This window comes from Xanthomonas sp. LMG 12460, from assembly GCF_009192895.1.
Taxonomy (GTDB): Bacteria; Pseudomonadota; Gammaproteobacteria; order Xanthomonadales; family Xanthomonadaceae; genus Xanthomonas_A; species Xanthomonas_A sontii.
Map to the genome: position 1 here is coordinate 1 of NZ_NKUH01000086.1, position 26,422 is coordinate 26,422.

At 66.7% G+C, this 26,422-nt stretch carries 19 protein-coding genes and 1 pseudogene; 12 read left to right on the forward strand and 8 right to left on the reverse strand.

Features of this window, described 5'->3' with window-relative positions:
* The first annotated feature begins 169 nt into the window (after window positions 1-169).
* Both CEK66_RS20680 and CEK66_RS16345 read left to right on the forward strand, forming a co-directional pair.
* The gene (locus CEK66_RS20680) at window positions 170-4,264 is read left to right on the forward strand and encodes an RHS repeat-associated core domain-containing protein (RefSeq protein WP_226978641.1); all 4,095 of its coding nucleotides are present in this window, start codon (window positions 170-172) and stop codon (window positions 4,262-4,264) included.
* A 3-nt stretch (window positions 4,265-4,267) separates the two neighbouring features.
* On the forward strand, window positions 4,268-4,678 hold the full coding sequence (locus CEK66_RS16345) for a hypothetical protein (RefSeq protein WP_152237598.1): 411 nt from the start codon (window positions 4,268-4,270) through the stop codon (window positions 4,676-4,678).
* Window positions 4,679-4,913: 235 nt separating this feature from the next.
* Here CEK66_RS16345 and CEK66_RS16350 read toward each other — a convergent pair whose 3' ends face one another.
* The gene (locus tag CEK66_RS16350; RefSeq protein ID WP_226978642.1) at window positions 4,914-5,258 is read right to left on the reverse strand and encodes an EF-hand domain-containing protein; all 345 of its coding nucleotides are present in this window, start codon (window positions 5,256-5,258) and stop codon (window positions 4,914-4,916) included.
* Between the two features lie 59 nt (window positions 5,259-5,317).
* Window positions 5,318-6,514 (reverse strand): fatty acid desaturase, encoded by a 1,197-nt coding sequence (locus tag CEK66_RS16355; RefSeq protein ID WP_017907974.1) that lies wholly within the window; start codon window positions 6,512-6,514, stop codon window positions 5,318-5,320.
* 135 nt (window positions 6,515-6,649) lie between these two features.
* On the opposite strand from CEK66_RS16355, the gene CEK66_RS16360 reads away from it, so the two are divergent.
* On the forward strand, window positions 6,650-7,492 hold the full coding sequence (locus tag CEK66_RS16360; RefSeq protein ID WP_152237600.1) for an ATP-binding cassette domain-containing protein: 843 nt from the start codon (window positions 6,650-6,652) through the stop codon (window positions 7,490-7,492).
* A gap of 121 nt (window positions 7,493-7,613) precedes the next feature.
* On the opposite strand, the gene CEK66_RS16365 is transcribed toward CEK66_RS16360, so the two are convergent.
* Window positions 7,614-8,066 (reverse strand): helix-turn-helix domain-containing protein, encoded by a 453-nt coding sequence (locus CEK66_RS16365; protein WP_152237601.1) that lies wholly within the window; start codon window positions 8,064-8,066, stop codon window positions 7,614-7,616.
* A 133-nt stretch (window positions 8,067-8,199) separates the two neighbouring features.
* On the opposite strand from CEK66_RS16365, the gene CEK66_RS16370 reads away from it, so the two are divergent.
* On the forward strand, window positions 8,200-9,105 hold the full coding sequence (locus CEK66_RS16370) for an NAD(P)H-binding protein (RefSeq protein WP_152237602.1): 906 nt from the start codon (window positions 8,200-8,202) through the stop codon (window positions 9,103-9,105).
* Between the two features lie 27 nt (window positions 9,106-9,132).
* Here CEK66_RS16370 and mnmE read toward each other — a convergent pair whose 3' ends face one another.
* The 5 genes from mnmE to rpmH form a co-directional block, all read right to left on the reverse strand.
* The gene (gene mnmE, locus CEK66_RS16375; protein ID WP_152237603.1) at window positions 9,133-10,476 is read right to left on the reverse strand and encodes a tRNA uridine-5-carboxymethylaminomethyl(34) synthesis GTPase MnmE; all 1,344 of its coding nucleotides are present in this window, start codon (window positions 10,474-10,476) and stop codon (window positions 9,133-9,135) included.
* 31 nt (window positions 10,477-10,507) lie between these two features.
* Window positions 10,508-13,249, reverse strand: coding sequence for a tetratricopeptide repeat protein (locus CEK66_RS16380; RefSeq protein WP_152237604.1), 2,742 nt, complete (start codon window positions 13,247-13,249; stop codon window positions 10,508-10,510).
* 101 nt (window positions 13,250-13,350) lie between these two features.
* Entirely contained in the window at window positions 13,351-15,081 is a 1,731-nt protein-coding gene (gene yidC, locus CEK66_RS16385; RefSeq protein ID WP_152237605.1) for a membrane protein insertase YidC, read from the reverse strand.
* Window positions 15,082-15,099: 18 nt separating this feature from the next.
* Entirely contained in the window at window positions 15,100-15,537 is a 438-nt protein-coding gene (gene rnpA, locus CEK66_RS16390; RefSeq protein WP_081616388.1) for a ribonuclease P protein component, read from the reverse strand.
* 38 nt (window positions 15,538-15,575) lie between these two features.
* Window positions 15,576-15,716 carry a 50S ribosomal protein L34 gene (rpmH, locus tag CEK66_RS16395; RefSeq protein WP_003469983.1) on the reverse strand — a complete coding sequence of 47 codons (141 nt, stop codon included), beginning with the start codon at window positions 15,714-15,716 and terminating at the stop codon, window positions 15,576-15,578.
* 261 nt (window positions 15,717-15,977) lie between these two features.
* Here rpmH and dnaA point away from each other — a divergent pair, with 261 nt between their 5' ends.
* The 8 genes and pseudogenes from dnaA to CEK66_RS16435 all read left to right on the forward strand — a co-directional run.
* Window positions 15,978-17,318 carry a chromosomal replication initiator protein DnaA gene (dnaA, locus tag CEK66_RS16400; protein WP_026144198.1) on the forward strand — a complete coding sequence of 447 codons (1,341 nt, stop codon included), beginning with the start codon at window positions 15,978-15,980 and terminating at the stop codon, window positions 17,316-17,318.
* Between the two features lie 321 nt (window positions 17,319-17,639).
* Window positions 17,640-18,740 carry a DNA polymerase III subunit beta gene (gene dnaN / locus CEK66_RS16405; protein ID WP_017911750.1) on the forward strand — a complete coding sequence of 367 codons (1,101 nt, stop codon included), beginning with the start codon at window positions 17,640-17,642 and terminating at the stop codon, window positions 18,738-18,740.
* Between the two features lie 480 nt (window positions 18,741-19,220).
* On the forward strand, window positions 19,221-20,321 hold the full coding sequence (gene recF / locus CEK66_RS16410) for a DNA replication/repair protein RecF (RefSeq protein ID WP_152237606.1): 1,101 nt from the start codon (window positions 19,221-19,223) through the stop codon (window positions 20,319-20,321).
* Window positions 20,322-20,433: 112 nt separating this feature from the next.
* A complete protein-coding gene (gene gyrB / locus CEK66_RS16415) occupies window positions 20,434-22,896 on the forward strand; it encodes a DNA topoisomerase (ATP-hydrolyzing) subunit B (protein WP_152237607.1) in 2,463 nt (820 codons plus the stop codon).
* A 78-nt stretch (window positions 22,897-22,974) separates the two neighbouring features.
* On the forward strand, window positions 22,975-23,820 hold the full coding sequence (locus CEK66_RS16420) for a type II CAAX endopeptidase family protein (protein ID WP_152237608.1): 846 nt from the start codon (window positions 22,975-22,977) through the stop codon (window positions 23,818-23,820).
* Between the two features lie 68 nt (window positions 23,821-23,888).
* Window positions 23,889-24,695 carry a M48 family metallopeptidase gene (locus tag CEK66_RS16425; RefSeq protein ID WP_026143554.1) on the forward strand — a complete coding sequence of 269 codons (807 nt, stop codon included), beginning with the start codon at window positions 23,889-23,891 and terminating at the stop codon, window positions 24,693-24,695.
* A gap of 159 nt (window positions 24,696-24,854) precedes the next feature.
* Window positions 24,855-26,048, forward strand: coding sequence for a tetratricopeptide repeat protein (locus tag CEK66_RS16430; RefSeq protein WP_152237609.1), 1,194 nt, complete (start codon window positions 24,855-24,857; stop codon window positions 26,046-26,048).
* A gap of 152 nt (window positions 26,049-26,200) precedes the next feature.
* A pseudogene (locus CEK66_RS16435) lies at window positions 26,201-26,422 on the forward strand (energy transducer TonB); the annotation flags it as partial.

The window sequence follows — 26,422 nt, forward strand, 5'->3', positions numbered from 1 at the left end:
ACAACCTACTGAGAGATCACAACTAGAGCTGGGTGACTATCAATACACTGGCTCAACGTTTGATGGTCGCGATGGATCGTGCGAGCCTTATTCAGGGAATTTTCAACTTTATAAAATATCGACTTGCCCGAACCCATACATGCATTGGGAGCCCGAACAGAATGCGTGTGTGAACGAAGTTATCACAGCAACGATTGCGACAATTCAGCCTCAGTGCAGTGGAGATCAGGGCAGCGGTCAGAACGGCAGCGGCAACTCCGGCATGGTCGGCAACCCCTGCGACGTCAAGACCGGCGAGAAATTCCAGGCCGAGCGCGACCTGGATCTGGGCTGGATCACCCTGACGCGTTACTACCACTCGGGTATCGCACTGAATACCGGTGGTTTCGGCCCTGGCTGGACCTTCTCGCACAGTCTGCACCTGACCATCCAGGGCGATACGCTGGGCCTGATCGAGGGTAGCGGCTATGCCGTTGCGTTCCGCAAGATAGGAGTCGAGTATCGCGCGGCCAATGCCTCGGACGAACGCATCGTTGCCAATAGCGACCAGTGGGTGCTGTATCGCCAGGATGCGATCTACACCTTCGATGCCAAGGGCAAGCTGGTCTCGCGCATGGCCGAGGATGGAAGTGGGTGGGTGTACAGCTACAACACGCGTGGACGCTTGCAAAGCATCGCGTCGCTGCAGGGCCGCTCCATCGAACTTCTGTATGCCGACGACAATGACGACGCGCTGATCACCGGCATCGTCTCCGGTGGGGTGCAGTTGGCCAGCTACGGCTATGACCAGCAGCGCCTTGCGAGCGTCACCTATGCCGATGGCAAAAGTCGGATCTATCACTATGAAGACACGCGCTTCCCGCGCCATCTTACCGGCGTGACCACGGAAGATGGCCAGCGCTTCAGCACCTTCGCCTACGACGAGGTCGGCCGTGCGATCTCCAGCCAGCACGCCGCCGGTATCGACGGCATCACGCTGGCTTACTCGGCTGCCGGTACTCGCGTCACCGATGCGCTGGGCGATGTCAACGATTACACGATGACCGAGGCGGGTGGTGCCTCGCCGAAGGTCGCCACCGTCGCCAGGACCGACGGCACGCTGCAGTACAGCTACAACGACCAGTCCAGCGACTTCCGCCGCCGGCTGAGCAGCGTCACCGATCGCCGTGGTATCCAGACTCAGCACAGCTACGCCGAAGCGACTGAGAACGGTGTTGCGGTGAACATCCACACTGTACGCGAGGCGGTCGGGCAACCGCAGGAGCGCACCACGACGACGCGCACCGCGGCTGGCAGCAATCGCCTGCTGTCGGTGCAGACCGGCGGGCGCACTGTGTCCTACAGCTATAACGATCGCCTGCAGCCGGTGCAGATGACGAGCAGCGACACGGCTTCAGGCAAGCAGCGCACTATCACCTACAGCTACTGCGAAGCGTCCGACGTAGCCGCGACCGACAGCACCTGCCCGATCCTGGGCCTGCCCAAGTCGGTCGACGGCGCGCGCACCGACGTCAACGACATCACCAGCTTTACGTATTACCCCACCGACGACAGCACCTGCGCCACGTCCCCGACCACCTGTCCGCACCGCAAGGGCGACCTGTGGAAGGTGGCCAATGCGCTGGGCCAGGTTACCGAGTACCTGGCTTACGACGGCGCCGGCCGCGTGCTGTCGGCGAAGGACGCCAACGGCCTGGTGACCGACTACACCTATCACCCGCGCGGCTGGCTGACCGCCAGCAAGGTGCGCGGGTCCGACGACAGCAGCGAGAGCGACGACCGCATTACTTCGATCGACTACTGGCCGACTGGTCTGGTCAAGCAGGTGACGCAGCCTGATGGCGCGTTCACACGCTTCACCTACGACGCTGCACACCGGCTGACGGATATCGCCGACAACGCCGGCAACACGATCCACTACACCCTGGACAATGCCGGCAACCGGTCCAAGGAGGACACCAAGGACGCATCGGGTACGCTCAAGCGCACGCTTTCTCGGATCTACAACCAGCTCGGCCAATTGGCGACGCAGGCCACCGCACAAGGTGATCCGACCGACTTCGGCTACGATCCCAACGGCAACACCAAGACCGTCACCGACGCGCTCGGGCATGCCACCCAGAACGACTACGATCCGCTCAACCGCCTGGCGCGCACGCTGCAGGACGTGGGCGGCATCGCCGCCGAAACCAATTTCGGCTACGACGCCCTGGACAACCTGACCAAGCTCACCGATCCCAAGGGTCTGGACACCACCTACGCCTACAACGGCCTGGGCGACCTGACCAAGCTCACGAGCCCGGACACCGGCAGCACCACGTACACCTACGACAGCGCCGGCAACCGCGCCACGCAGACCGATGCGCGCAACATCAAGACCAGCTACGGCTATGACGCGCTGAACCGCCTGACCCAGGTCGCCTATCCGACCACCAGCCTCAACGTCAGCTACACCTACGACGTCAGTCAGACGACCTGCGCCAGCGGCGAGACCTACGCGGTGGGCCGCCTGACCCGGATGCAGGACGGCAGCGGCAGCACCGATTACTGCTACGACCGCTTCGGCGATCTGGTGCGCAAGGTGCAGACCACCAACGGCAAGGTGTTCGTGGTCCGCTACGCGTACACCAAGGCCGGGCAGTTGAGCCGCCTGACTTACCCGGATGGGGCGGTGGTGGACTACGTGCGCAACGCCCAGGGCCAGACCACCGAGGTCGGCGTGACCCCACCCGGCGGCTCCCGTCAGGTGCTGCTGAACCAGGCCACCTACTATCCGTTCGGCCCGGTCGCTGGCTGGACCTACGGCAACGGCCGTCCGATGCAGCGCGTGCTGGAGCAGGACTACCGCCCGCTGGCCGTCAACGACACCCGTAGCGATGGGCTGGCGGTGGGCTTCGCGTTTGATCCTGTCGGCAATCTCAGCGCGCTGACCGCACCAGGCAACACCGCACCGGTCATCAAACTGGACTACGACCCGTTGGGCCGGTTGACCGCCTTCAAGGACGGCCCGACCGACACGATGATCGACGGCTACACCTACGATGCCACCGGCAACCGCCTGAGCGCCAAGGTCAACACCGCCACGCAGACCTATACCTATCCGACCACCAGCCACCGCCTGAGCAGCGTGGCCGGTACCGCGCGCAGCTATGACGCGACCGGCAACACCACCGCGATCGGCGGCACGGCCGTGCAGTACGTGTATGGAGCAAATGGCCGACTGACGCAGGTCAAGCGTAGTGGCACCACCGTGGCGAACTATGCCTACAACGGCCGTGGCGAGCAGGTGCGGCGGGTGGGCAAGACCAACACCTATACGCTGTATGACGAGAGCGGCCACTGGCTGGGCGACTACGACAACAACGGCGCCGTCGTACAGCAGGCGATCTGGCTGGACGACCTGCCGGTCGGCGTGCTGGCCAAGACCACGCTGCGCTACGTGCAGCCCGATCACCTGGGCACGCCGCGCGCCGTGATCGACCCGGTTCGCGACGTGGCGATCTGGCGCTGGGACCTGAAGGGCGAAGCCTTCGGCACCACCGCCCCGGACCAGGATCCGGACAAGGACGGAACCGCCTTCGTGTTCGACATGCGCTTTCCTGGGCAGCGCTACGACGCGTTGAGTGGACTCAACCAGAATTATTTCCGCGACTATGAGCCTGGCACTGGCCGGTATGTGCAGAGTGATCCGATTGGGTTCGCTGGTGGGATTTCGACCTTTTCCTTTGTTGAATCTTCTCCGCTCAATAATTTTGATCTTCAGGGACTACGCAAGTGGGATTTTGATGGTCCGGGAGACACGTCAATGTGTAGTTACTATGAATCACTTTACAAACAAACGGGATCACTTTATTACAAGCGCGCCTTTGAAACATGTAAAGGAAATAATAGCCTCATCAACTCCGCGATAAGGTCCGGAATAGTTCACGCGTGGGCGTCAAATAGAAGTTCTGATTCAGAAAGCGTCATTTTAGCGAAAATTAGAAATGGTCTTGTCCGAGAGGATAGACGCTATTCGGTCAGAGACGAACAAGGACGCGTTGTCAGAGAGCCATATGGAAACTTAATCGATGAGTATCACTACAAAGTTTTCCGTGAAGCAGGAATAAGTCCTTTATTTTATGGCGGATCATTGTGGCCTAGAGGGGTGTATCCTAATTACGTCCCTCAAGTCGGGGATGGATCCGAGGGAATAATACAATCACTACTTGGAAAGACCCCCATTGGAGCAAGTCGTGACAACGATTGCCAAGCAGGATGGTAGATCATGAAGACTATTAAATGGATAGTGGTGATTTTATCTCTTTTTGTTTTTTTCGCCATCTCATTGAATACTTTTTTTGCTAACAAGCACTTGATTTACGACTATTCTGCAGGGGATTACCTCCGCTATTTGCTTTTCTTCCCTGGAATAACGCTCTGCTTGTATCTGGCCTTTTCACTCTATAAAGCAAGTACATGGTCCCAATTTTTCGTTACTGTCTTCCTTTGCCTGCCGGCGCTGATTGCGGTGCATTTCGTCGTGTCTGTGATGAATGCACATACGGGAGGCGCATATTGGTGGTGGCAGGTGTTGGAGGTCGCGGTGACTTATTTGGCATGGTCGCGAACAGGAAAGCGCTGGTCCAAATCGCTGCTATCTGATAGAGCGAAGCACTCTGCAAACGGAATCTCGTAGGAGAACTTCGCCTAGTACCGCGGGCGCGTTGAGCCAATCACTGGAACCATACAGGCTGCACCGGATTGCATGTCCCCTCGGCGGGGCGAGTCTGGGGAAATAGGGCTGTCGTCGGTTTCGTTTTACTGTGGTTGCGCTATTCCCCACGCACCAGAGCATCAACACGCCGCACTCTGGATTTTTATAAACCCCAGCAGTGGAGCCAGAGGTTCTCCGCTGTACATCGGATCCTTGCTCACTGCGGCGGCGCCGCCAGCTCCCGCGCGCTGAGGTAGCCGTCGCCGTTGGTGTCCTGCTTGCGGAAGCGGGCGGTCAGGGTGGCGAGGTGCTGTGCGCGGGTGATCGGCGGGCCGCGGCCGCCGGGCAGTTCGGCGGGGCTGAGGACGCCGTCGTGGTCGCGGTCGCGCGCGTCGAAGGCGTAGCTCATCCAGGCCAGGTATTCGTCCAGGCTGACGCGGCCGTCGCCGTCGCGGTCCATGCGCTGCAGGTAGCTGGTGGTGCTGTCGATCGCCTGCGCGTGGGCGCTGACGATACCGCCGGCAAACAGGGTGCAGGCGATGCTCAGCGTCAGCGCGACCATCAACGACGAACGCCGCGCAAGGCGGCGTTCGTGCGACGGGATATGCGGTGCGCCGCGGCTCATGCCAGGGCGTAGCCCTTCAGTCGTGCGGCGTAGGCCTGCAGCGCGGCGATGCCGCTGGCTTCGGCGTCGTGACACCAGGCCTGCAGGTGCTTGAGACGCTCGCTGGCGTCGTGGGTGCGCGCTTCCAGCAGGGCTGCCAGGCGGGCGCGATGCTCGACCAGCGTGCGCATGCGCGGCCGCTGCGCCACCCAGTGCTGCAGCTGTTCGCGCGCGTCGGGCTTGAGCCAGCGGCCATCGTCGACCAGGCCCTTGCGCAGGCGCCGCGGCAGCAGCTTGCGCAGCTTGGCGCCGGCCTGCGCGGCTTCTTCCTTGAGCGCGGGCTTGAACACGTTGCGCTGGTAATCGGTCATCGCCTGGAAGCGATGCGACAGCAGCGCGCGCAGGGTGTCGGCGTCGGGCACGGCGATGTTCGGGCGCACGTCCAGGGTCGGCGCCACGCGCAGGATCTTGGCCAGGCGCAGCGCGGCCAGCGCGCGGATCGCGATCCAGCCGATGTCCAGTTCCCAGCGGCGCATCGAGAAACGCGCCGAGCTCGGGAAGGCATGGTGGTTGTTGTGCAGTTCTTCGCCACCGATCCACAGCGCCCACGGGGTCAGGTTGGTCGAGGTGTCGGCGGACTCGAAGTTGCGGTAGCCCCACCAGTGGCCCAGGCCGTTGATCACGCCGGCGGCCCAGAACGGGATCCACGCCATCTGCAGCGCCCACAGCGCGATGCCGGGCAGGCCGAACAGTGCGAAGTTGACCGCGAACAGCGCCACCGGCCCCAGGTTCGCGTACGGGGTGTACAGGTGCCGCTCGATCCAGTCGTCCGGCGCGCCCTTGCCGTACTGCTCGATGTCGCCGCGCTGGGTGCGCGCTTCGCGGTACAGCTCCACGCCGCGCCAGAACACGCGGGCGATGCCCTTGGTCTGTGGGCTGTGCGGGTCTTCCTCGGTCTCCACCTTGGCGTGGTGCTTGCGATGGATCGCCACCCACTCCTTGGTGATCATGGAGGTGGTGAACCAGGTCCAGAAGCGGAAGAAGTGCGACAGCAGCGGATGGAAGTCCACGCCGCGGTGCGCTTGGCTGCGGTGCAGGTACAGGGTCACCGCGAAGATGGTGAGCTGGGTGAACAGCAGCAGCACGGCCAGCATGCCCCACCAGCCGACGCCGAGCAGGCCGTTGCCGAGGAAGTCGAGGATCGCGTCGAACATTGCCAAAAGCTCCAGAGCGTAGGACGGCGTGAGGGGATGACGACATGATGGGGGTTGCGGAAGCAAACTTCACCCGGCGCTCGCGTATGGTATTCAGCCGCCAAGCGCTTCCGATCACAGAACGGTTTCGGTTCCATGTCAGCCGCCTCTCCTCAAGCAACCCCCGTGCCAGCGGCCGCGCCGTTGATCGAACTCGACCGTGCCAGCGTCGTCCGCGGCCAGGTCCGCGTGCTGCATGCGCTGAGCCTGCGCATCGCGCTCGGCCAGCACACCGCGATCCTCGGCCCGAACGGCTGCGGCAAATCCTCGTTCATCAAGCTCATCACCCGCGAGCTGTACCCGCTGGCGCGCGCCGGCGAAGAATCGGCGGTGCGGGTGCTCGGCCAGAGCCGCTGGCAGGTGGACCGACTGCGCAGTCAGTTGGGCATCGTCACCGGCGACCTCAGCGTCAATCTCGCCGACATGCCTGGGCTGGACGTGGAAAGCGCCGTGCTGTCGGGGTTCTTCGCCAGCTATGTGGTGCCGCCGCACCGCGAGGTCACCGAGGCGATGCGCGACCGCGCGCGCGAGGCGCTGCAGGCCGCGCACGCGCTGCCATTGCTGCGGCGTCCTTATGCCGAGCTGTCGGCCGGCGAGACCCGGCGCGTGCTGATCGCGCGCGCCCTGGTCAATCGGCCACAGGCACTGCTGCTGGACGAACCCAGCACCGGCCTGGACCTGGTCGCGCGCGAGCACCTGCTGGCGACGATGCGCGACCTCGCCCGTCAAGGCATCACCCTGGTGCTGGTCACCCACCACATCGAAGAGATCGTGCCGGAAATCGCACGGGTGATCCTGTTGCGCGAGGGCCAGGTGTACGCCGACGGCGCGCGCGAGGAACTGCTGGCCGATGCGCCGTTGTCGGCGGTGTTCGGCGGACCGGTACGGGTGCAGCGCGACGGCGACAGCTACAGCGCGCGGGTGGTTGCGGAGAGCTGATCCGCGGTTGCCGAATTCGGCCGTTTGGGGCCGTCGGGGTGGCGGGTAATGCGGGAATGTCCGTAGTAGCGGCTTCCGCCGCGACCGGGCGTTCTCGGTAAAGCCGCTCGTACGGGACGCGTCAACCGTACGCGGCGCCCGCCGCCCGCGCCGGCGCATCGGCCTCGAACGCGGCGCGCGCGTCACGGATCTGCGCGTGGTGATCGGCAGCCCAGCGCACCAGCGGTGCCAGTACCACGCTCAGCGATTGGCCCAGCGGAGTGAGCCGGTATTCCACCCCAGGCGGCACGGTCGGCAGCACCTCGCGCGCGACCAGGCCTTCGCGCTGCAGATCGCGCAGGGTCTGGGTCAGCATGCGCTGGGAGATGTCCGGCACCGCGCGGCGCAGTTCGCCGAAGCGGTGCGGGCGTTCGGCCAGCAACATCACGAACAGGGTGCTCCACTTGTCGCCGATCTGCGCCAGCACGTCGCGCACCGGGCACTGGTCGATGGCCATGCCGGCGCGCTGGTAGTCCTGCAGCTGCTGGCTCAACAGCGCGTCGCAGGCAGCGACCGGCGGTACGACGGTGTCCATGGTGGTTACCTCGGGGTAATCAGGGGCGGAAAAAGTGCCGTCTTTACAGGTCGGCCAAGGTCTCTAGGATAGACCAGGTTCCTTTTCCAGACCATGGCGTCCTGCGACGCCGCCCTTCCTCAGGAGACCCGTCATGTCCGCATCTTCCGATTCCCTGCTCGTCACTGGCGCCGGCGGCCAGTTCGGCCAGCGCGTGCTCGCGCACCTGCTCGACACCCTCAAGGTGGCGCCGGCGCGGGTGGTGGCGATGACCCGCCAGCCCGAGCGCCTGGCCGCCTGGGCCGCGCGCGGCGTGGCCGTGCGCCACGGCGATTTCGACGACGCCGCTTCGCTCGACACCGCATTCCGTGGCGCCGGCCGCGTGCTGCTGATCAGCACCGACGCGCTGGACCGCCCCGGCCACCGCTTGCAGCAGCACCAGGCCGCGATCGCCGCCGCCGAGCGTGCCGGCGTCGGCCACCTGGTCTACACCTCCTGCCCGGAACCGCACGACTCGCCGCTGCTGCTGGCCACGGATCACGCCGGCACCGAGGACAGCCTGGCCGCCAGCGCCCTGCCCGCCTGGACCGTGCTGCGCAACCACTGGTACTTCGAAAACCTGTTCATGAGCCTGCCGTCGGTGCTGGCCTCGGGCCAGTGGTACAGCGCGGCCGGCGACGGCGGCATCGCCCATATCGCGCGCGACGACCTGGCCCGCGCCGCCGCGGTCGCCCTGGCCGGCGGCGACGGCAAGCGCACGCTCACCCTCAGCGGCGCGCGCGCCTACACCACCGCCGAGATCGCCGCGCAGGTCGCGCAAGTGCTGGAGGTGCAAATCCAGGTCGTGCCGGTACCGGTCGAAGGCCTGGTGCAGGGCATGGTCGGCGCCGGCCTGCCCGAGCCGGTCGCGCGCATCTACGCCTCGTTCGACACCAACACCGCCGCCGGCCGCGTCGCCACCGTCACCGGCGACTACCAGGCGCTGACCGGGCAGGCACCGCTGCCGTTCGAACAGTGGCTGCAGGAGCAGCGCGCGCAGCTGGCGGCGTTGAAGCCGTAAGCGAACTCGACGGCGCGCGGATGCGCGCTACTTGCCGATGCAGAAACTGGAGAAGATCCGCCCGAGCAGATCGTCGGCGCTGAGCGTGCCGACGATCTCGCCGAGCGCGGCATGGGCCAGGCGCAGCTCTTCGGCGGCCAGTTCCAGGCGTTCGTGCTGCAGTTCGACCGCCGCCGCGTCGGCATGCGTCGCGGCACGCTGCAGCGCGTCGACATGGCGGGCGCGCGCGGAGAACTCGCCGTCGCTGCCCTCGCCGGCCGCGGCACCGGCGATCGCGCGCAACTGCGCGTGCAACTGCTCCAGCCCGCTGCCGGTAGCGGCGGAAACGTAGACGCGCTCGGCGCTGGCGGCGGGCACGGCAGCGAGCAGGTCGCTTTTGTTGTGGATCCACAGGCGCTGCGGCACATCGGCGATGGCGTCGGCGATCGCGGCACGGCCAGCCTCGGCCTCGCGCGCGTCGAGCACGATCAGCGCCAGGTCGGCACGCTGCAGTTCCTGGCGCGCGCGGCGCATGCCCTCGCGCTCGATCGCATCGCCGCCCTCGCGCAGGCCGGCGGTGTCGACCAGGGTCAGTTCCACACCATCCAGGCGCACGGTCTCGTGCAAGGTGTCGCGGGTGGTGCCGGCGATGTCGGTGACGATGGCGCGGTCGCTGCCGGCCAGCGCGTTGAGCAGCGAACTCTTGCCGGCATTCGGCGGGCCGACCAGCACCGCGTGCAGGCCATCGCGCAGGCGCCGGCCGCGTTCGGCGTCGGCACGCAACTGCGCCAGGTCGGTGCGCGCCTGCGCCAGGCCGGCACGGACCTGCTCGCCACCCAGCGTGTCCAGCGCCTCGTCGGCGAAATCGATCGCCGCTTCGATGTGGATGCGCAGGCGGATCAGCTGTTCGGCCAGGTCGTCGACGCGCCGCGAGAACACGCCGTCCAGCGAGCGCCGTGCCGCGCGTGCCGCGCGCAGGTCGCCGGCGGCGATCAGGTCGGCGATCGCTTCGGCCTGGGCCAGATCGAGCTTGCGGTTGAGGAAGGCACGCTCGCTGAACTCGCCCGGACGCGCCGGACGCGCGCCGAGTTCGCAGCAGCGTGCCACCAGGTGCCGCAGCAGCACCGGGCTGCCGTGCGCCTGCAGTTCCAGCACGTCCTCACCGGTGAAGCTGCGCGGTGCCGGAAACCACAGCGCGATGCCGTCGTCCACGCTCTCGCCGTGCGCGTCGCGAAAGCGCGCGTAGCGCGCGCTGCGCGGCACCAGCGCGCCCAGGCCCAGCCCCTCGGCGATGACCGCCGCGGCCGGACCGGACACACGGACCACGCCGACGCCGCCCGCGCCGGGAGCGGTGGCGATGGCGGCGATGGTGTCGGTGGCGGAAGACGGCATGGCGAAGGCGGCAATTCGGTGGCGTGGTGAATTACAGCGTCTGCAACTGGCCGCGGACGTAGGCGGCCGACGCCCCGTTGGGTTGCAGCTCCAGGTAGGTCTGGAAGGCGCGCTTGGCCTTGGCGGCATCGCCCAACTGGCGATAGGCATCGCCCAGGTTGACGTAGGCCACCGCGCGCGAGGGATCGATCTTCAGCGTGTTCTCCAGCCAGCGCACGGCCTGCGCGTACTTGCCCTGACGATAGTAGATGAAGCCCAGGTTGTTGGCCGCCAGCGCGAAGTCCGGGCGCAGCTTCAGCGCCTCGGTGAACTGCGCTTCGGCCTCGTCGTAGCGCTTCTCCTTGTACAGCTGCAGGCCGCGATCGTTGGCGCGCTGCGCACGCTGGCGGTCGGACACCGGGCCGGCCGCGGCCGGCACCGCCAACGGGCGTTCGCCACCCTGCAGGTCCTTGACCACCACCGCCGGCTTGGACGCAGCGGGCGGTGCGTCGGCGCTGCTGGCGCCGGCGTTCGGGGTCGCGGTCGATGCCGGCGCCGCCGCATCGACGCGGTCGTTCATCGCGATCGCCGCCGAGGACAGTTGCTGGGTGCTGGCGGTGAGGAATTCCTCGCCCTCCGGCACCTGCAGCACGAACTCACCGCCCTGCGAACCGGGCAGGCTGCCGAACGCGGGTGTTTGCTGCGAGATGCTCGACACCGCCGGCGCCACGTAGGCAGCCAGCTCGGTGCCGGTGATCAGGCCGTCGCCGTTGAGGTCGGCCTTGCCCGACAGCGCCTGCAACAGCACCCAGGTGAACACCGAATGGCCATTGGGGCCGCTGTCGGCGACCTGCTGGTCGGCGCCGCCGGCGGTGAGCATCTGCCGGGCGATGCGCCGCGCGTTCTCGCGCAGGTAGGCGCTGGTACCGCCGCCGCGGGTCAGGCCCAGGCCGCTGTAGCACGCGTCCATCACGAACAGCACGTGCTTGGCTTCCAGGCTTTCGGCGATGTCCTGGATCTCGGTCATCGGAATCGCGTCGGTGGCGAACTGCGCCGGGTCCGAGTCGGCCGGCACGATGTAGCCGAGGTCGCGCCCGGAGGCCAGCTTGCGGGTCGCACCGTGGCCGGCGAAGAACACGAACACGCGGTCGTTCTTGCCGACGCCGCCGTGTGCGAGGCGATCGTGGAAGGCGGCGAGGATATTGTTGCGGGTGGCTTCCTGGTTCTTCAGCACGATCACCTGCGACGACGGGAAGCCGAAGCTGCCGGTGAGCGTCTGCGCGATGGCCTGCGCATCGTTGGCCGCGTACTGCAGCTTGGGCCAGTGCGCGTAGTCGTCGATGCCGATGACGATGGCCCACGACTTGTCGTAGCCGCTGGTCACCGCCGGCGCGGCAGCGTTGCTGGCGGCGCGCGCCACGCTGAAGTCGCGCCCGTTCCACGCGGCGAACTGGTAACCGTCGGCGCTGAGTCGGTCCAGGATCTGCGGCAACGCCTTGACCGTGCGTTCGTGGATGTCGTGGAACAGCAGGATGCCGCGCTGCTCGCGGCCGACCTGCTCGAGCACGCGCTGTACGATCGACTCCGGCACCGGGTCGGCCCAGTCCAGCGAATCCACGTTCCACATCACCGACTTCAGGCCAGCCTCGCCGAGGATCTGCATGCCCTCGGCGTTGCGCGCGCCGTAGGGAAAGCGGAACAGCGGCGCACGCTTGGCATCGACCGCGCGCAGCATGCGGTCGGTGTCGAGGATCTGGCTGCGCAGCGCGGCGCCGGTTTCCTTGGACAGCTGCGCGTGGGTCAGGCTGTGGTTGCCGACGGTGTAGCCCTGCTCCATCAGGCTGCGGCTGACGCTGGCCAGCGGCGACAGATCGACCTTGCCATCCGGCTCCAGCTTGCCCAGGTTGCGGCCGACTTCGAAGAACGTGGCCGGCACGTCGTAGCGCTTGAGGATGGCCACGATCTCGTCGGTGTATTCGCGATGCGGGCCGTCGTCGAAACTCAGCACCACGGTCTTCGGCGGCAGGTCGCGGCCGAACACCTCGCGGTCGCTGTCCTTCATCGACATCGGGTACGGGGTGATCACGCCGTAGTCGCGCAGGATCGCCTCGCGCGTGTACAGCGTGCCCAGGTGGGCGACATAGTCCTCCCACTTCTCGCGCTTCTGCACGATCGCGCGGGTGCGATCGAAGCGGCTGAAGATTGCGGTGATCTCGCGGTTGTAGGTGCGTTCGATCTCGTCGAGCGCTTCCAGGTCTTCGCCGATGCGCTGGTGCAGCTTGATCGCCGGCAGCGAGGAGTCCTTGCCGATGCGCACCTGCCAGTCGGCGAGAATCTCGCGGAATGCCAGGCGGTCGGCGTCGTACAGGTCCGGCGCCGATTCGACGTAGTCCAGCAGGCTGCCGACCGCGGCGAAGCGCTGCGGGTCGGGCAGCGCCAGCAGCGCATCGAACTGCTTGGCCAGCGCCTCGCGGCGCTCCAGGCCCTCGTGGAACAGCTGCTGGCCAACGCTGCTGGAGGTCTGTCGGTCGGCCTGCGACTGCTTGGCCTCGTCGGCCAGCAACACGATGATCTTGCGCTGCGCCGCCAGCTGCGCCTGCAGGCCCTGCAGCAGCGTCGTCGCCTGGGCCTGCAATGCGGGAGAGCCTGGAATGGCGATCGCCGGCGCCGATGTCGTGGGCTTGGACGGCGTCGCCGCGCTGTCGGCAGGCGTGCGCTGGCACGCGGCCAGCGCCAAGGCGAGCAGGCCGATCACGGCGACGGACGGCGACAACGGACGATGGCGCTTGCGCATGACCACGGACTCGCGAGCAAGGCGCTACGGGAACAGCGCAGACGCCGGCGCCTTCCCCGGCCGCATGCGCAACGCCCGCCGGAGGGCGGGCGTTGTCGGGTTTACTTCTTGGCCTTGGCCGGCGGCTTGCCGCTGCCGCCACCACCGGCAGTGGCCGGTTCGCCGTGGCGCTTGGTCATCCACCACTGCTGCAGCAGGCCCAGCGAACCGTTGGTGACCCAGTACAGCACCAGACCGGACGGCACGAAGGCCATCATCACGCCGAACACCAGCGGCATGAACTGCATCATCTTGGCCTGCACCGGATCCATGCCCGGCGACGGCGTCAGCTTCTGCGTCAGCCACATCACCGCCACGTTGATCACCGGCAGGATGAAATAGGGATCGCGCGCGGTCAGGTCCTGGATCCAGGCGAACCACGGCGCCTGGCGCAGTTCCACCGACTCCACCAGCACCCAGTACAGGGCGAAGAAGATCGGCATCTGGATCAGCACCGGCAGGCAGCCGCCCATCGGGTTGATCTTCTCCTTCTTGTACAGCTCCATCATCGCCGTCTGGAACTTCTGCTTGTCGTCGCCGTAGCGCTCCTTGAGCTGCTGGATGCGCGGCTGGAACTTGCGCATCTTGGCCATGCTCTTGTACTGCGCGGCCGACAGCGGATACAGCATCAGCTTCAGCAGCACCACCAGGCCGACGATCGACCAACCCCAGTTGCCGAGCAGGCTGTGCAGGTGGCTGAGGATCCAGAACAGGCCCTGGCCGAGCAGCGCCATCAGCGAGAAGCGGCTGTAGTCGACCACGCGGTCGAGGCCGCGCACGTTCTCCTTGGCGATCTGGCTGACCAGCTTGGGGCCGACCCACAGCCGCGCCTCGGTGCTGGCGCTGGCGCCCGGCGCCACGGTGAAGCCCGGGCCGCGTGCTTCGATCACATGCCGCGGGCCGTCGTTGGACAGCACGTACAGCGCCTGCTGGTCGGCCTGCGGAATCCAGCCGGTGAAGAAGTGGTGCTGCAGCAGCGCGATCCAGCCGCCGGAGATGGTCTGGTTGAGCGGGCCGTCTTCCAGGTAGTCCTTGAACGCACGACGCTGGTAGCCGTCGGCCGGGCTGAACCAGGTGGCGCCGTTGAAGCTGAAGGAATCCGGGTTGGTCATGCCGCGGCTGACGATGGTCGGCACCCGGCTCAGCTTGCGGAACACGTAACCCTGCCACGGCTTGCTGCCGTGGTTGACGACCTCGTCGCGCACCTGCACGGCGTAATGGCCGCGCTGCAGGGTGTACACGCGACGGATGGTCACGCCGTCCGGGCCATTCCACACGAACGGCACCTGCAGGCTGTCCTGGCCCTTGGCCAGCACGTACTCCTGTCCCGGGTGTTCGGGGCGAAAGCCGCCGGGGCCCGGCGACGGCGAGTTGTGCTCGCCGACCCAGCCGCTGGTGGCGGTGTACGGATGCGCCGCGTCCTCGGTCAGCAGCTGCACCGGCGGGCTGCCCGGCTGCTTGGTCTGCGGGAACAGCAACAGGTCGGCGTCGAACACGCTGCGGCCGTCCAGGGTCAAGCGCAGCACGTCGGTGGTGACGGTGACCCGCGGCGCGGCGCTGGCCGCGGCGGTCTCGGGCGTGGTGCTGGCTTGCGCGGTGCCGGGCACCGTGGCCTGCGGAACGGCCGGCGCATGCGTGGCGCCGGCATCGGCGTCCTGCGCCGGCGGCACCGTGGTCGCCGCCGCGACCGTCGCCGCGGTGGCGTTCGGCGCGTGTTCCTTGTTCCACTCCATCCACAGCAGCGCCGCGACCATCAGCCAGGCGAAAATCAGGAAAAGGCGGGTCTGGTTCATCGGACAGGCAAGCTCGGCTCAGCCAGAAGCAGGTTCTGACGTGGATGTGGGGGAAGAAGGACGATCGGGCGGCGGCATTGTGCCGTCCGCGGCCGGGGCCGGCAATGCGCCGGCGCGACGCAGCAGGCGCAGATAGGCCTGGCGCAGCTGCTCGCCGCTGGCCTGGGCGGCGGCGCTGCGCGCCACCACCACGTAGTCGCCGGGCTTCAGCCACGGCAACAGCTGCCGCGTGGCCTCGCGCAGCACGCGCTTGATGCGATTACGCACGACCGCGCGCTTGTCGACCTTGCGCGACACCGCCAGACCCAGCCGCGCCGGGTGCGGCGCACTGCGCCAGTGCAGGCTCATCAGCGGCTCGGAACAGCGGCGCGCGGCATCGAACACGACGCGGTATTCCGCAGACGTGCGAACCCGCGCAGAGCGAGGAAATCGCCTACGCGGGTCGGGATGATTCACGGTCCGGATTGCAGGCGCCGCCTGGGGCGGCGAAGCAATCAAGCGCTCAGGCGCTTGCGGCCCTTGGCGCGGCGACGGGCCAGGATCTTGCGGCCGTCGGCGGTGGCCATACGGGCACGGAAGCCGTGGTCGCGCTTGCGCTTGAGGTTGCTGGGCTGGAAGGTGCGCTTGGTGGCCATCGGGGCGCTCTGATCTGAATGGGGCGGAAAGAACCGGAAATTCTATAGGACCACTCACGCCGCGGTCAACTCCCTGTATTGACGACGGCACAGGCCGGCCACGCCAGGCCTGTGGATGGATCTGTGAATAGCCGTGGGAAAACCATTCCCGACCCTGCGCGCCGGTGGTAGTCTGATCCATCCGCTTTCCTCTCCCACCGGCCGAATGCGCCGCGCCCGAGCGCGCCCTTCATGCCCGGTCTATCGACGAATTTAGATCTGATGGATGCTTGGCCCCGTTGCCTGGAACGTCTGGAAGCCGAATTTCCAGCCGAGGACGTTCACACTTGGTTGAAACCGCTGCAAGCCGAACAGCGCCATGACAACAGCATGGTGCTGTACGCCCCGAACGCCTTCATCGTCGAGCAGGTGCGCGAGCGCTACCTGCCGCGTATCCGCGAACTGCTGACCTATTTCGCCGGCAGCGGCGAGGTGCTGCTGCAGGTCGGCTCGCGTCCGCGCGCGCCGGAACCGGCGGCCGCCCCGCCCAGCGAGACCGCGGCCGCACGCACGCCGGCGCCGCCGTTGCTGGAGCCGTTCGCCGGCAACCTCGATTCGCACTACACCTTCGCCAACTTCGTCGAAGGCCGCAGCAACCAGCTCGGCCTGGCCGCGGCGGTGCAGGCCGCGCAGAAGCCCGGCGACCGCGCGCACAACCCGCTGCTGCTGTACGGCGGCACCGGCCTGGGCAAGACCCACCTGATGTTCGCCGCCGGCAACGCCATGCGCGAGCAGAACCCGAACGCGCGGGTGATGTACCTGCGCTCGGAACAGTTCTTCAGCGCGATGATCCGTGCGCTGCAGGACAAGACCATGGACCAGTTCAAGCGCCAGTTCCAGCAGGTGGACGCGCTGCTGATCGACGATATCCAGTTCTTCGCCGGCAAGGACCGCACCCAGGAAGAGTTCTTCCACACCTTCAACGCGCTGTTCGACGGCCGTCAGCAGATCATCCTGACCTGCGACCGCTACCCGCGCGAGGTCGAGGGCCTGGAGCCGCGGCTGAAGTCGCGCCTGGCCTGGGGCCTGTCGGTGGCGATCGATCCGCCCGATTTCGAGACCCGCGCGGCGATCGTGCTGGCCAAGGCGCGCGAGCGCGGCGCGGAGATCCCCGACGACGTGGCGTTCCTGATCGCCAAGAAGATGCGCTCGAACGTGCGCGACCTGGAAGGCGCGCTCAACACGCTGGCGGCGCGCGCCAACTTCACCGGCCGCGCGATCACCACCGAGTTCGCCCAGGAAACCCTGCGCGACCTGCTCCGTGCGCAGCAGCAGGCGATCGGCATCCCCAACATCCAGAAGACCGTGGCCGACTACTACGGCCTGCAGATCAAGGATCTGCTGTCCAAGCGGCGCACGCGCTCGCTGGCGCGGCCGCGCCAGGTGGCGATGGCGCTGACCAAGGAACTGACCGAACACAGCCTGCCGGAGATCGGCGATGCGTTCGCCGGGCGCGACCACACCACCGTGTTGCACGCCTGCCGGCAGATCAAGCACCTGATGGAAACCGACGGCAAGCTCCGCGAAGACTGGGACAAGCTGATCCGCAAGCTCAGCGAGTGAGCCCGGAGAGGACAGGGCGACACGCCGATCCACACGCGCAGCGTGTGCGTTCGGCGGTCACCTGGAGCCACGTGATAAATCGGTGCATGACTTCGCGACAAATCCGGGAGAAACTGTGGATAAAGCGCGACGCGGCGGCGACGGCAAAACTATCCACAGGTTTCCCCACCAGTTCCGGGACAGTAGTACACGGGATTGAGGGCGCTAAAAATCTTTTGTTTTCAGTGGTTTGAGCTACATTTGCACCGAATTTCGCTCTACCATCACCACCAAGCTTTTGATTTATTCCACATCTTTTAAAGCATAGGGGCACGGAACCACATGCGTTTCACACTGCAGCGCGAAGCCTTCCTCAAGCCATTGGCGCAAGTCGTCAATGTGGTCGAACGCCGCCAGACCTTGCCGGTTCTGGCCAACTTCCTGGTGCAGGTGCAGGGCGGCCAGCTGTCGCTGACCGGTACCGATCTGGAAGTGGAAATGGTCTCGCGCATTGCGGTCGACGATGCCCAGGACGGCGAAACCACGATCCCGGCGCGCAAGCTGTTCGAGATCGTGCGTGCCCTGCCCGACGGCAGCAAGGTCACCGTGTCCCAGTCCGGCGACAAGATCACCGTGCAGGCCGGGCGCAGCCGCTTCACCCTGGCCACGCTGCCCGCCAACGACTTCCCCTCGGTCGACGAAGTGGAAGCCACCGAGCGCGTGGTCGTTCCGGAAGCGGCATTGAAGGAACTGATCGAGCGCACCGCGTTCGCGATGGCGCAGCAGGACGTGCGCTATTACCTCAACGGCCTGCTGTTCGACCTGCGCGACCAGACCCTGCGCTGCGTGGCCACCGATGGCCATCGCCTGGCGCTGTGCGAGACCGAGCTGGAGAACGCCGGCGGCGCCAAGCGCCAGATCATCGTGCCGCGCAAGGGCGTGACCGAGCTGCAGCGCCTGCTGGAAGGCGGCGAGCGCGAAGTCGAGCTGGAAGTCGGCCGGGCACATGTGCGGGTCAAGCGCGACGATGTCACCTTTACCTCCAAGCTGATCGACGGTCGCTTCCCCGATTACGAAGCGGTGATCCCGATCGGTGCCGACCGCGAGGTCAAGCTGGATCGCGAGATCCTGCGCGCAGCGCTGCAGCGTGCGGCGATCCTGTCCAACGAGAAGTACCGCGGCGTGCGCGTGGAAGTCTCGCCGGGCCAGCTGAAGATCAGCGCGCATAACCCGGAACAGGAAGAAGCGCAGGAAGAAGTGGAAGCGGACACCAAGGTCAGCGACCTGGCGATCGGCTTCAACGTGAACTACCTGCTCGACGCCCTGTCCGCGCTGCGCGAGGAGTTCGTGGTGATCCAGCTGCGCGACGCCAACTCGTCGGCACTGGTGCGCGAAGCCAGCAGCGCCCGCTCCCGTCACGTGGTGATGCCGCTGCGTCTCTGACGGTTCCCGTTTCGTGTTCCACGTGGAACACGTGCGAAAGCGACCCGGCCTTCGTGCCGGGTTTTCTTTTTGTTGGGCTCCAAGATCAACGCTCCCGCACTGAGAGGGATCCGTTGCCACGGGAGGCCCGCGCAGCTTGCACCCTTGCATTACCCGGCCAAAACGCGTCGGCCGTGACTGTGTCTGCAAAGAGACGGGCTCCGGCACCTCGGCGGGATCACAGCATTATCGAAGCGCCAGGAGACCGTGCGGCAAGACAACGTGCCTGTGATCGCCTGGCCGACCCTCTTACCCACGCCTCCACCGTCCCGCGGGAGTCCGTCCTCCCAATGATGCGGAGGTTGCTGGCACGCAGCGCTGCCAGTTTCCCGAGCGCGGCCGTCCTGACAGCGCCCATCAACCGTTTTGGGTATGCTGCCGCCCTACCCCAAGCCCCGATCTGCGTGCGCCCGGTGCGAGCGCCTTCGCCTCTATCCCCGCATGCACGTCTCCCGCCTCGACTTCCACCACCTGCGCCGGTTCGCGGCGCTCGAGCTGGCGCCCGCGCCTGGACTGAACCTGATCACCGGCGACAACGGCGCCGGCAAGACCACGGTGCTCGAGGCGATGCACCTGATGGCGTATGGCCGCAGCTTCCGCGGACGCGTGCGCGATGGACTGGTCAGCCAGGGCCAGGACGCGCTCGACGTCTTCGTCGAATGGCAGGAGCAGTCGGCTGAGGTCGGCACTACACGCCGGCGCCGCGCCGGACTGCGCCACAGCGGCCAGGAATGGCGTGGCCGCCTGGACGGCCAGGACGTTGCCCACCTCGGCACCCTGTGTGCGGCGCTGGCGGTGGTGACCTTCGAGCCGGGCAGCCACCTGCTGGTCAGCGGCGGCGGCGAGCCCCGCCGCCGCTTCGTCGACTGGGGTTTGTTCCACGTGGAACCTGACTTCCTGTCCCTGTGGCGACGCTATGCTCGCGCGCTCAAGCAGCGCAATGCCCTGCTCAAGAGCGGTGGCAGTGGCGCGGCGCTGGATGCCTGGGATCACGAGCTCGCCGAGTCTGGTGAGCCGTTGACCTCGCGCCGCCAGGACTACTTGGACAGGTTGCTCCAGCGCCTGCTCGCCCTCGCCCCGGATCTGGCGCCAGCGCTGGGTATCTCACATCTGCAGTTCGCGCCCGGCTGGCGCCGCCAGGAGGTGTCGCTGGCCGACGCGCTACTGCTCAACCGCGAACGCGACCGTCAGCTCGGCTATACCTCTGCCGGTCCGCACCGGGCCGACTGGAGCCTCAGCTTTGCCGAGATTCCCGGCCGTGATGCGCTCTCCCGCGGCCAGGCCAAGCTCACCGCCCTGGCCTGCCTGCTGGCGCAGGCCGAGGACTACGCCGAGCAGCGCGGCGAATGGCCGGTGATCGCCCTGGACGATCTGGGCTCGGAGCTGGACCGCCACCACCAGGCCCGGGTGCTGGAGCGCCTGCGTGCCGGGCCGGCGCAGGTCTTCGTCACTGCCACCGAGACCCCGCAGGCGCTGGCCGACGCCAGCCTGCCGATCGCCCGGTTCCACGTGGAACATGGGCAGATCCTGGCCGTTTCCTAGGTCGCCGCGGGTCCGGCGGCCCGGGCTGCTATAATTTCCGCCAATCCCCTATCCAGCGGCGCGAACCGGCCCCGGCCTGTCTTCGCCGCCTCGTGGAGCCTACGGCACCCGCATGACCGACGAACAGAACACCCCGCCTAGCAACGGCAACTACGACGCCAACAGCATCACCGCCCTGGAAGGCCTGGAGGCGGTCCGCAAGCGGCCCGGCATGTACATCGGCGACGTCCATGACGGCACCGGTCTGCATCACATGGTGTTCGAGGTCGTCGACAACTCCATCGACGAAGCCCTGGCCGGGCATGCCGACCACGTCGCGGTGACGATCCACGCCGATGGTTCGGTCTCGGTGTCGGACAACGGCCGCGGCATCCCGGTCGGCAAGCACGCGCAGATGAGCGCCAAGCTCGGCCGTGAGGTCTCCGCCGCCGAGGTGGTGATGACCGTGCTGCACGCCGGCGGCAAGTTCGACGACAACAGCTACAAGGTGTCCGGCGGCCTGCACGGCGTGGGCGTCAGCGTGGTCAACGCGCTGTCGGAGAAGCTGTTGCTGGACGTGTTCCAGGGCGGCTTCCACTACCAGCAGGAATTCAGCAATGGCGCGGCCGTCGCGCCGCTGGTGAAGCTGGGCGAGACCAGCAAGCGCGGCACCACCGTGCGCTTCTGGCCGTCGGTCGTGGCCTTCCACAACAATGTGGAATTCCACTACGACATCCTGGCGCGCCGCCTGCGCGAGCTGTCCTTCCTCAATTCCGGGGTCAAGATCGTGCTCGCCGACGAGCGCGGCGAGGGCCGGCGCGACGACTTCCACTACGAGGGCGGCATCCGCAGCTTCGTCGAGCACCTCGCGCAGCTGAAGACCCCGCTGCACCCGAACGTGATCTCGGTCACCGGTGAGCACAACGGCATCACCGTGGACGTGGCGCTGCAGTGGACCGACTCCTACCAGGAGACGATGTACTGCTTCACCAACAACATCCCGCAGAAGGACGGCGGCACCCACCTGGCCGGCTTCCGCGGCGCGCTGACCCGCGTGCTCAATACCTACATCGAGCAGAACGGCATCGCCAAGCAGGCCAAGATCAACCTGACCGGCGACGACATGCGCGAAGGCATGATTGCGGTGCTGTCGGTGAAGGTGCCGGATCCCAGCTTCTCCAGCCAGACCAAGGAGAAGCTGGTCAGCTCCGACGTGCGCCCGGCGGTGGAGAACGCCTTCGGCGCGCGCCTGGAGGAGTTCCTGCAGGAGAACCCCAACGAGGCCAAGGCCATCGCCGGCAAGATCGTCGATGCCGCCCGCGCCCGCGAGGCCGCGCGCAAGGCAAGAGACCTCACCCGTCGCAAGGGTGCGCTGGACATCGCCGGCCTGCCCGGCAAGCTGGCCGATTGCCAGGAAAAGGATCCGGCGCTGTCGGAGCTGTTCATCGTCGAGGGCGACTCGGCAGGCGGCTCGGCCAAGCAAGGCCGTAATCGCAAGAACCAGGCAGTGCTGCCGCTGCGCGGCAAGATCCTCAACGTCGAGCGCGCGCGCTTCGACCGCATGCTGTCCTCCGACCAGGTCGGCACGCTGATCACCGCGCTGGGCACCGGCATCGGCCGCGACGAGTACAACCCGGACAAGCTGCGCTACCACCGCATCATCATCATGACCGACGCCGACGTCGACGGCGCGCACATCCGCACCCTGCTGCTGACCTTCTTCTACCGGCAGATGCCGGAGCTGATCGAGCGCGGCTACGTCTACATCGGCCTGCCGCCGCTGTACCGGCTCAAGCAGGGCAAGCAGGAGCTGTACCTGAAGGACGACAACGCGCTCAACGCCTACCTGGCCAGCAGCGCGGTCGAAGGCGCGGCGCTGGTTCCGGCCAGCAACGAGCCACCGATCACCGGCGCGGCGCTGGAGAAGCTGCTGCTGCTGTTCGCCAGCGCCAACGAGGCGGTGGCGCGCAATGCCCACCGCTACGACCCGGCGCTGCTGAGCGCGCTGATCGACCTGCCGCCGCTGGACGTGGCCCAGCTCGAGAGCGAGGGCGAGACGCATCCGAGCCTGGACGCGCTGCAGGCGGTGCTCAACCGCGGCAGCCTGGGCTCGGCGCGCTACAGCCTGCGTTTCCAGGCGTCCAACGCGCAGCGCCCGGCCACCCTGCTGGTGGAGCGCCGGCACATGGGCGAGGAGACCACCTATGTGGTGCCGATGGCGGTGTTCGAGAGCGGCGAGCTGCGGCCGCTGCGTGAGATCGCGCGGGAGTTGCATGGGCTGGTGCGCGAGGGCGCGCAGATCGTGCGCGGCAACAAGACCCAGGCCATCACCAGCTTCGCCCAGGCCTACGCCTGGCTGTTCGAGGAGGCCAAGAAGGGCCGCCAGATCCAGCGCTTCAAGGGCCTGGGCGAAATGAACGCCGAGCAGCTGTGGGAGACCACGGTGAACCCGGATACGCGTCGCCTGCTGCAGGTGCGCATCGAGGACGCGGTCGCCGCCGACCAGATCTTCAGCACGCTGATGGGCGACGTGGTCGAACCGCGCCGCGACTTCATCGAAGAAAACGCGCTGAAGGTCGCCAACCTCGACATCTGACCCTGGCGGTCCCCGCCCTGGCGTGCGCCGGGGCGGGCGTCCCGCTGTGCCTTCCGCCCGCTTCCGCACAGGATCGCGATGACCGCACCGCCGTTGCCCGCCACCCCGCTGCCGTTGCCTTCCGCGCCGCCGGCCCGCCCGCGCCGGCCGATCCTCGGTTTCTTCCTCGACGTGCTGCTGGCGGCGGTGGTGCTGCTGGCGGTGAGCGTGCTGAGCGGCTTGGTCTGGGGCGTGATCCGCGGCTTCCAGCTGGCGATGGAGCTGAAGGCGCAGGGCGTGCCTGCCGATCGCCTGGCCGCGCTGGTCGCGCAGCAGGTCGGCCAGCCGGGGGCGCTGGCGCAGTTGCTGATCGCCTTGGTCAGCACCCTGTCTGCGGCGCTGCTGCTGTACTTCCTGCGGCGTCCGGCCAGCGCCGCCGAGCGCCGTGCCTCGTGGCTGGCGGCGCGCACGCCCTCGACCTGGGGCTGGGTGCTGCTGGTCGCGGTCGGCGTGTTCGTTGGCAGCGCGACGATCTCCGCGCTGGCGGCGCAGATCGGCATCAAACCGGTGCCGACCAACCTGCCGTTGATGCAGGACGCGATGGCGCAGATGCCGCTGTTCCTGTGCGTGTTCGCGATCGTGATCGCCCCGGCCTACGAGGAACTGCTGTTCCGACGCGTGCTGTTCGGGCGGCTGTGGGACGCAGGCCGGCCGCGGTTGGGCATGCTGCTCAGCGGCGCCGCCTTCGCCCTGGTGCACGAAGTACCGGGGACCACCGGCAACAGCCTGGCCGCCACCGCGCAACTGTGGCTGGTCTACGGCGGCATGGGCGCCGCGTTCGCCTGGCTGTACAAACGCACCGGCACCCTATGGGCGCCGATCGCCGCGCACGGGCTCAACAACGCCATCGCGGTCGCCGGACTCTACTGGTTTGGCGCAACCTGAAGGTTTGTTTGACGAAATGTTAAGACGCGGCCCCCCACACTGCGACGCGTGTTAGGAGGGGGGACCGTATGAAGCAAGTGGTACTTGGCGCATCGCTGGCGATGCTGCTGGCAGCGTGTGCGACGACGACATCGCCAACCGGGCGCACCCAGGTCGTGGGCGGCATCTCGCAACAACAACTCGACCAGATGGGCGCGCAGGCGTTCGCCGAAGCCAAGGCCAAGGAACAGTTGGACACCGATCCCAAGCGCAACGCCTACGTGCGCTGCGTGGTCAACACGCTGGTCGCGCAGCTGCCCGAGCAATGGCGCGGCACCGGCTGGGAAACCGCGCTGTTCAACGACAAGGAACCCAACGCGTTCGCCCTGCCCGGCGGCAAGGTCGGGGTCAACAGCGGCATCTTCAGCGTGGCCAAGAACCAGGACCAGCTCGCCGCCGTGCTCGGCCACGAGATCGGCCACGTCATTTCGCGTCATCACGAAGAACGCATTACCCGCCAGCTCGGTGCGCAGGCAGGCCTGAGCGTGATTGGCGCGTTGGCCGGTGCCCGCTACGGTCAGGGCGCGGCCGACACCGTCGGCCAGGTCGGCGGCATGACCGCGCAGACCCTGTTCCTGCTGCCCGGTTCGCGCCAGCAGGAAACCGAAGCGGATGTCGTCGGCCAGCGCCTGATGGCGCAGGCCGGATTCGATCCCGCGCAGGCGGTGGATCTGTGGAAGAACATGATGGCCGCCGGCGGCGCACGTCCGCCGCAGTGGCTGTCCACCCACCCCGATCCCAGTGCCCGCATCGGCGAACTGCAGCGCGATGTCGCCGCGCTGGAACCGGTGTATGCGCAGGCGCGCAGCGCCGGCAGGACGCCCAAGTGCGGCTGAGTCGTCCGTCGTCCCTGTGTCCGTCGCCGGCACTGTCACAGAAAACGCATCCAAAAACGTTTTCACGGCGTACAGGTTTCTGATAGGTTTGCTGGCTCGGCCGAGGAACGGCCGCTCCGTCTTCCGTGCCGCTCCGGGCGGTATCCACCGAGGTGACCCATGAAATTCCGCATTCGCAAGCAAGCGTTGTTGTCCCTGGTGATCGCCGCCGCCCTCGGTGGCGCGGTGGTGACCGATGCCGCTGCGCAGAGCGATCGCACCGACCACCGTTCCTCGCGCAATGCCAAGAACGAGAAGGCGGCGGTGCTGTTCCCCAACGCCGAGCGCAAGGAGCCCAACGGCAAGCCCTCGTCCAAGCTCGGCAGCAAGCTGCAGAAGCTGATCGACACCTACAACAAGGGCGAGGACTACGCGTCGGTGCGCAGCCAGGCCGATGAGATCCTGGGCAACAGCGGCGCCAACGAATACGACAAGTCGGTCGCCGCGCAGCTGGCCGCGCAGGCCGCCTACAACCTCGACGACAGCAAGGCCGCGCAGGCGTACCTGAAGCAGGCGATCCAGTTCAACGGCCTGGACAACAACGGCCACTACCAGTCGATGCTGATGCTGGCGCAGCTGCAGCTGCAGGACGAGCAGACCGCCGAAGGCCTGGCCACCCTCGACAAGTTCCTCGCCGAAACCAAGTCGACCCGCCCGGAAGACCTGATCCTCAAGGGCCAGGCGCTGTACCAGGCGCAGCGCTACCAGGAAGCGATCCCGGCGCTGAAGCAGGCGATCGCCGCGTCGCCGGAGCCGAAGGACAGCTGGAATCAGCTGCTGATGGCGTCCTACGCCGAAGCCGGCCAGACCGGTGAAGCGGTCAAGGCCGCCGAGGCGCTGGCCGCCAAGTCGCCCAACGACAAGAAGGCCCAGCTCAACCTGGCCAGCATGTACATGCAGGCCGACCAGATGGACAAGGCCGCGGCGGTGATGGACAAGCTGCGTGCCGCCGGTCAGCTGACCGACGAGAAGGAATACAAGCAGCTGTACTCGATCTACGCCAACACCGACGGCCACGAAAAGGACGTCATCGCAGTCATCAACGAAGGCATGCAGAAGGGCATTCTGAAGCCGGACTACCAGACCTACCTGGCGTTGGCGCAGTCGTACTACTACACCGACCAGCTGCCGCAGGCGATCGAGAACTGGCAGAAGGCGGCGCCGCTGTCCAAGGACGGCGAAACCTATCTCAACCTGGCCAAGGTGCTGCATTCGGAAGGCCGCGTTGCCGAGGCCAAGCAGGCCGCGCAGCAGGCACTGGCCAAGGGCGTCAAAAAGCCGGAAGACGCCAAGAAGATCATCAACCTGAAGTAGCACGCAAAAAAAGCCCCCGAAGACCAGTGCTGAAAGTAGTGCAGGTAACAGGGATTGGTATAAGCTTGGAGGTTCCTGCGGTGTCATTGCCGCGTGAACTTGGGTTCCGCTCCACAGCGGAATCCGCCCCCCTTTAATTGAGTCATTGGCGCATGACGGAACAACTGGTCATCCATCGGCAGTACGACAAAGATGACGCCTCCGGCCTCAGCTGGCCGCGCATCATCGGTATTGCCTTCGTAATCGCGCTGCATCTTGCGGCGCTGATGTTGCTGCTGATTCCGGCCGTTGCGCCCAAGGCGGTGGCGGAGAAGGAACGCAACATCATGGTCACCCTGGTGGACGCACCGCCGCCGCCTTGGGCGCAACGGCCG

Coding starts and splice junctions, on each gene's coding strand:
- CEK66_RS16345 (WP_152237598.1), top strand. CDS start 4,268: ATGAAGACTATTAAATGGATAGTGGTGATTTTATCTCTTTTTGTTTTT.
- CEK66_RS16350 (WP_226978642.1), bottom strand. CDS start 5,258: ATGGTCGCGCTGACGCTGAGCATCGCCTGCACCCTGTTTGCCGGCGGT.
- CEK66_RS16355 (WP_017907974.1), bottom strand. CDS start 6,514: ATGTTCGACGCGATCCTCGACTTCCTCGGCAACGGCCTGCTCGGCGTC.
- CEK66_RS16360 (WP_152237600.1), top strand. CDS start 6,650: ATGTCAGCCGCCTCTCCTCAAGCAACCCCCGTGCCAGCGGCCGCGCCG.
- CEK66_RS16365 (WP_152237601.1), bottom strand. CDS start 8,066: ATGGACACCGTCGTACCGCCGGTCGCTGCCTGCGACGCGCTGTTGAGC.
- CEK66_RS16370 (WP_152237602.1), top strand. CDS start 8,200: ATGTCCGCATCTTCCGATTCCCTGCTCGTCACTGGCGCCGGCGGCCAG.
- mnmE (WP_152237603.1), bottom strand. CDS start 10,476: ATGCCGTCTTCCGCCACCGACACCATCGCCGCCATCGCCACCGCTCCC.
- CEK66_RS16380 (WP_152237604.1), bottom strand. CDS start 13,249: ATGCGCAAGCGCCATCGTCCGTTGTCGCCGTCCGTCGCCGTGATCGGC.
- yidC (WP_152237605.1), bottom strand. CDS start 15,081: ATGAACCAGACCCGCCTTTTCCTGATTTTCGCCTGGCTGATGGTCGCG.
- rpmH (WP_003469983.1), bottom strand. CDS start 15,716: ATGGCCACCAAGCGCACCTTCCAGCCCAGCAACCTCAAGCGCAAGCGC.
- dnaA (WP_026144198.1), top strand. CDS start 15,978: ATGGATGCTTGGCCCCGTTGCCTGGAACGTCTGGAAGCCGAATTTCCA.
- dnaN (WP_017911750.1), top strand. CDS start 17,640: ATGCGTTTCACACTGCAGCGCGAAGCCTTCCTCAAGCCATTGGCGCAA.
- recF (WP_152237606.1), top strand. CDS start 19,221: ATGCACGTCTCCCGCCTCGACTTCCACCACCTGCGCCGGTTCGCGGCG.
- gyrB (WP_152237607.1), top strand. CDS start 20,434: ATGACCGACGAACAGAACACCCCGCCTAGCAACGGCAACTACGACGCC.
- CEK66_RS16420 (WP_152237608.1), top strand. CDS start 22,975: ATGACCGCACCGCCGTTGCCCGCCACCCCGCTGCCGTTGCCTTCCGCG.
- CEK66_RS16425 (WP_026143554.1), top strand. CDS start 23,889: ATGAAGCAAGTGGTACTTGGCGCATCGCTGGCGATGCTGCTGGCAGCG.
- CEK66_RS16430 (WP_152237609.1), top strand. CDS start 24,855: ATGAAATTCCGCATTCGCAAGCAAGCGTTGTTGTCCCTGGTGATCGCC.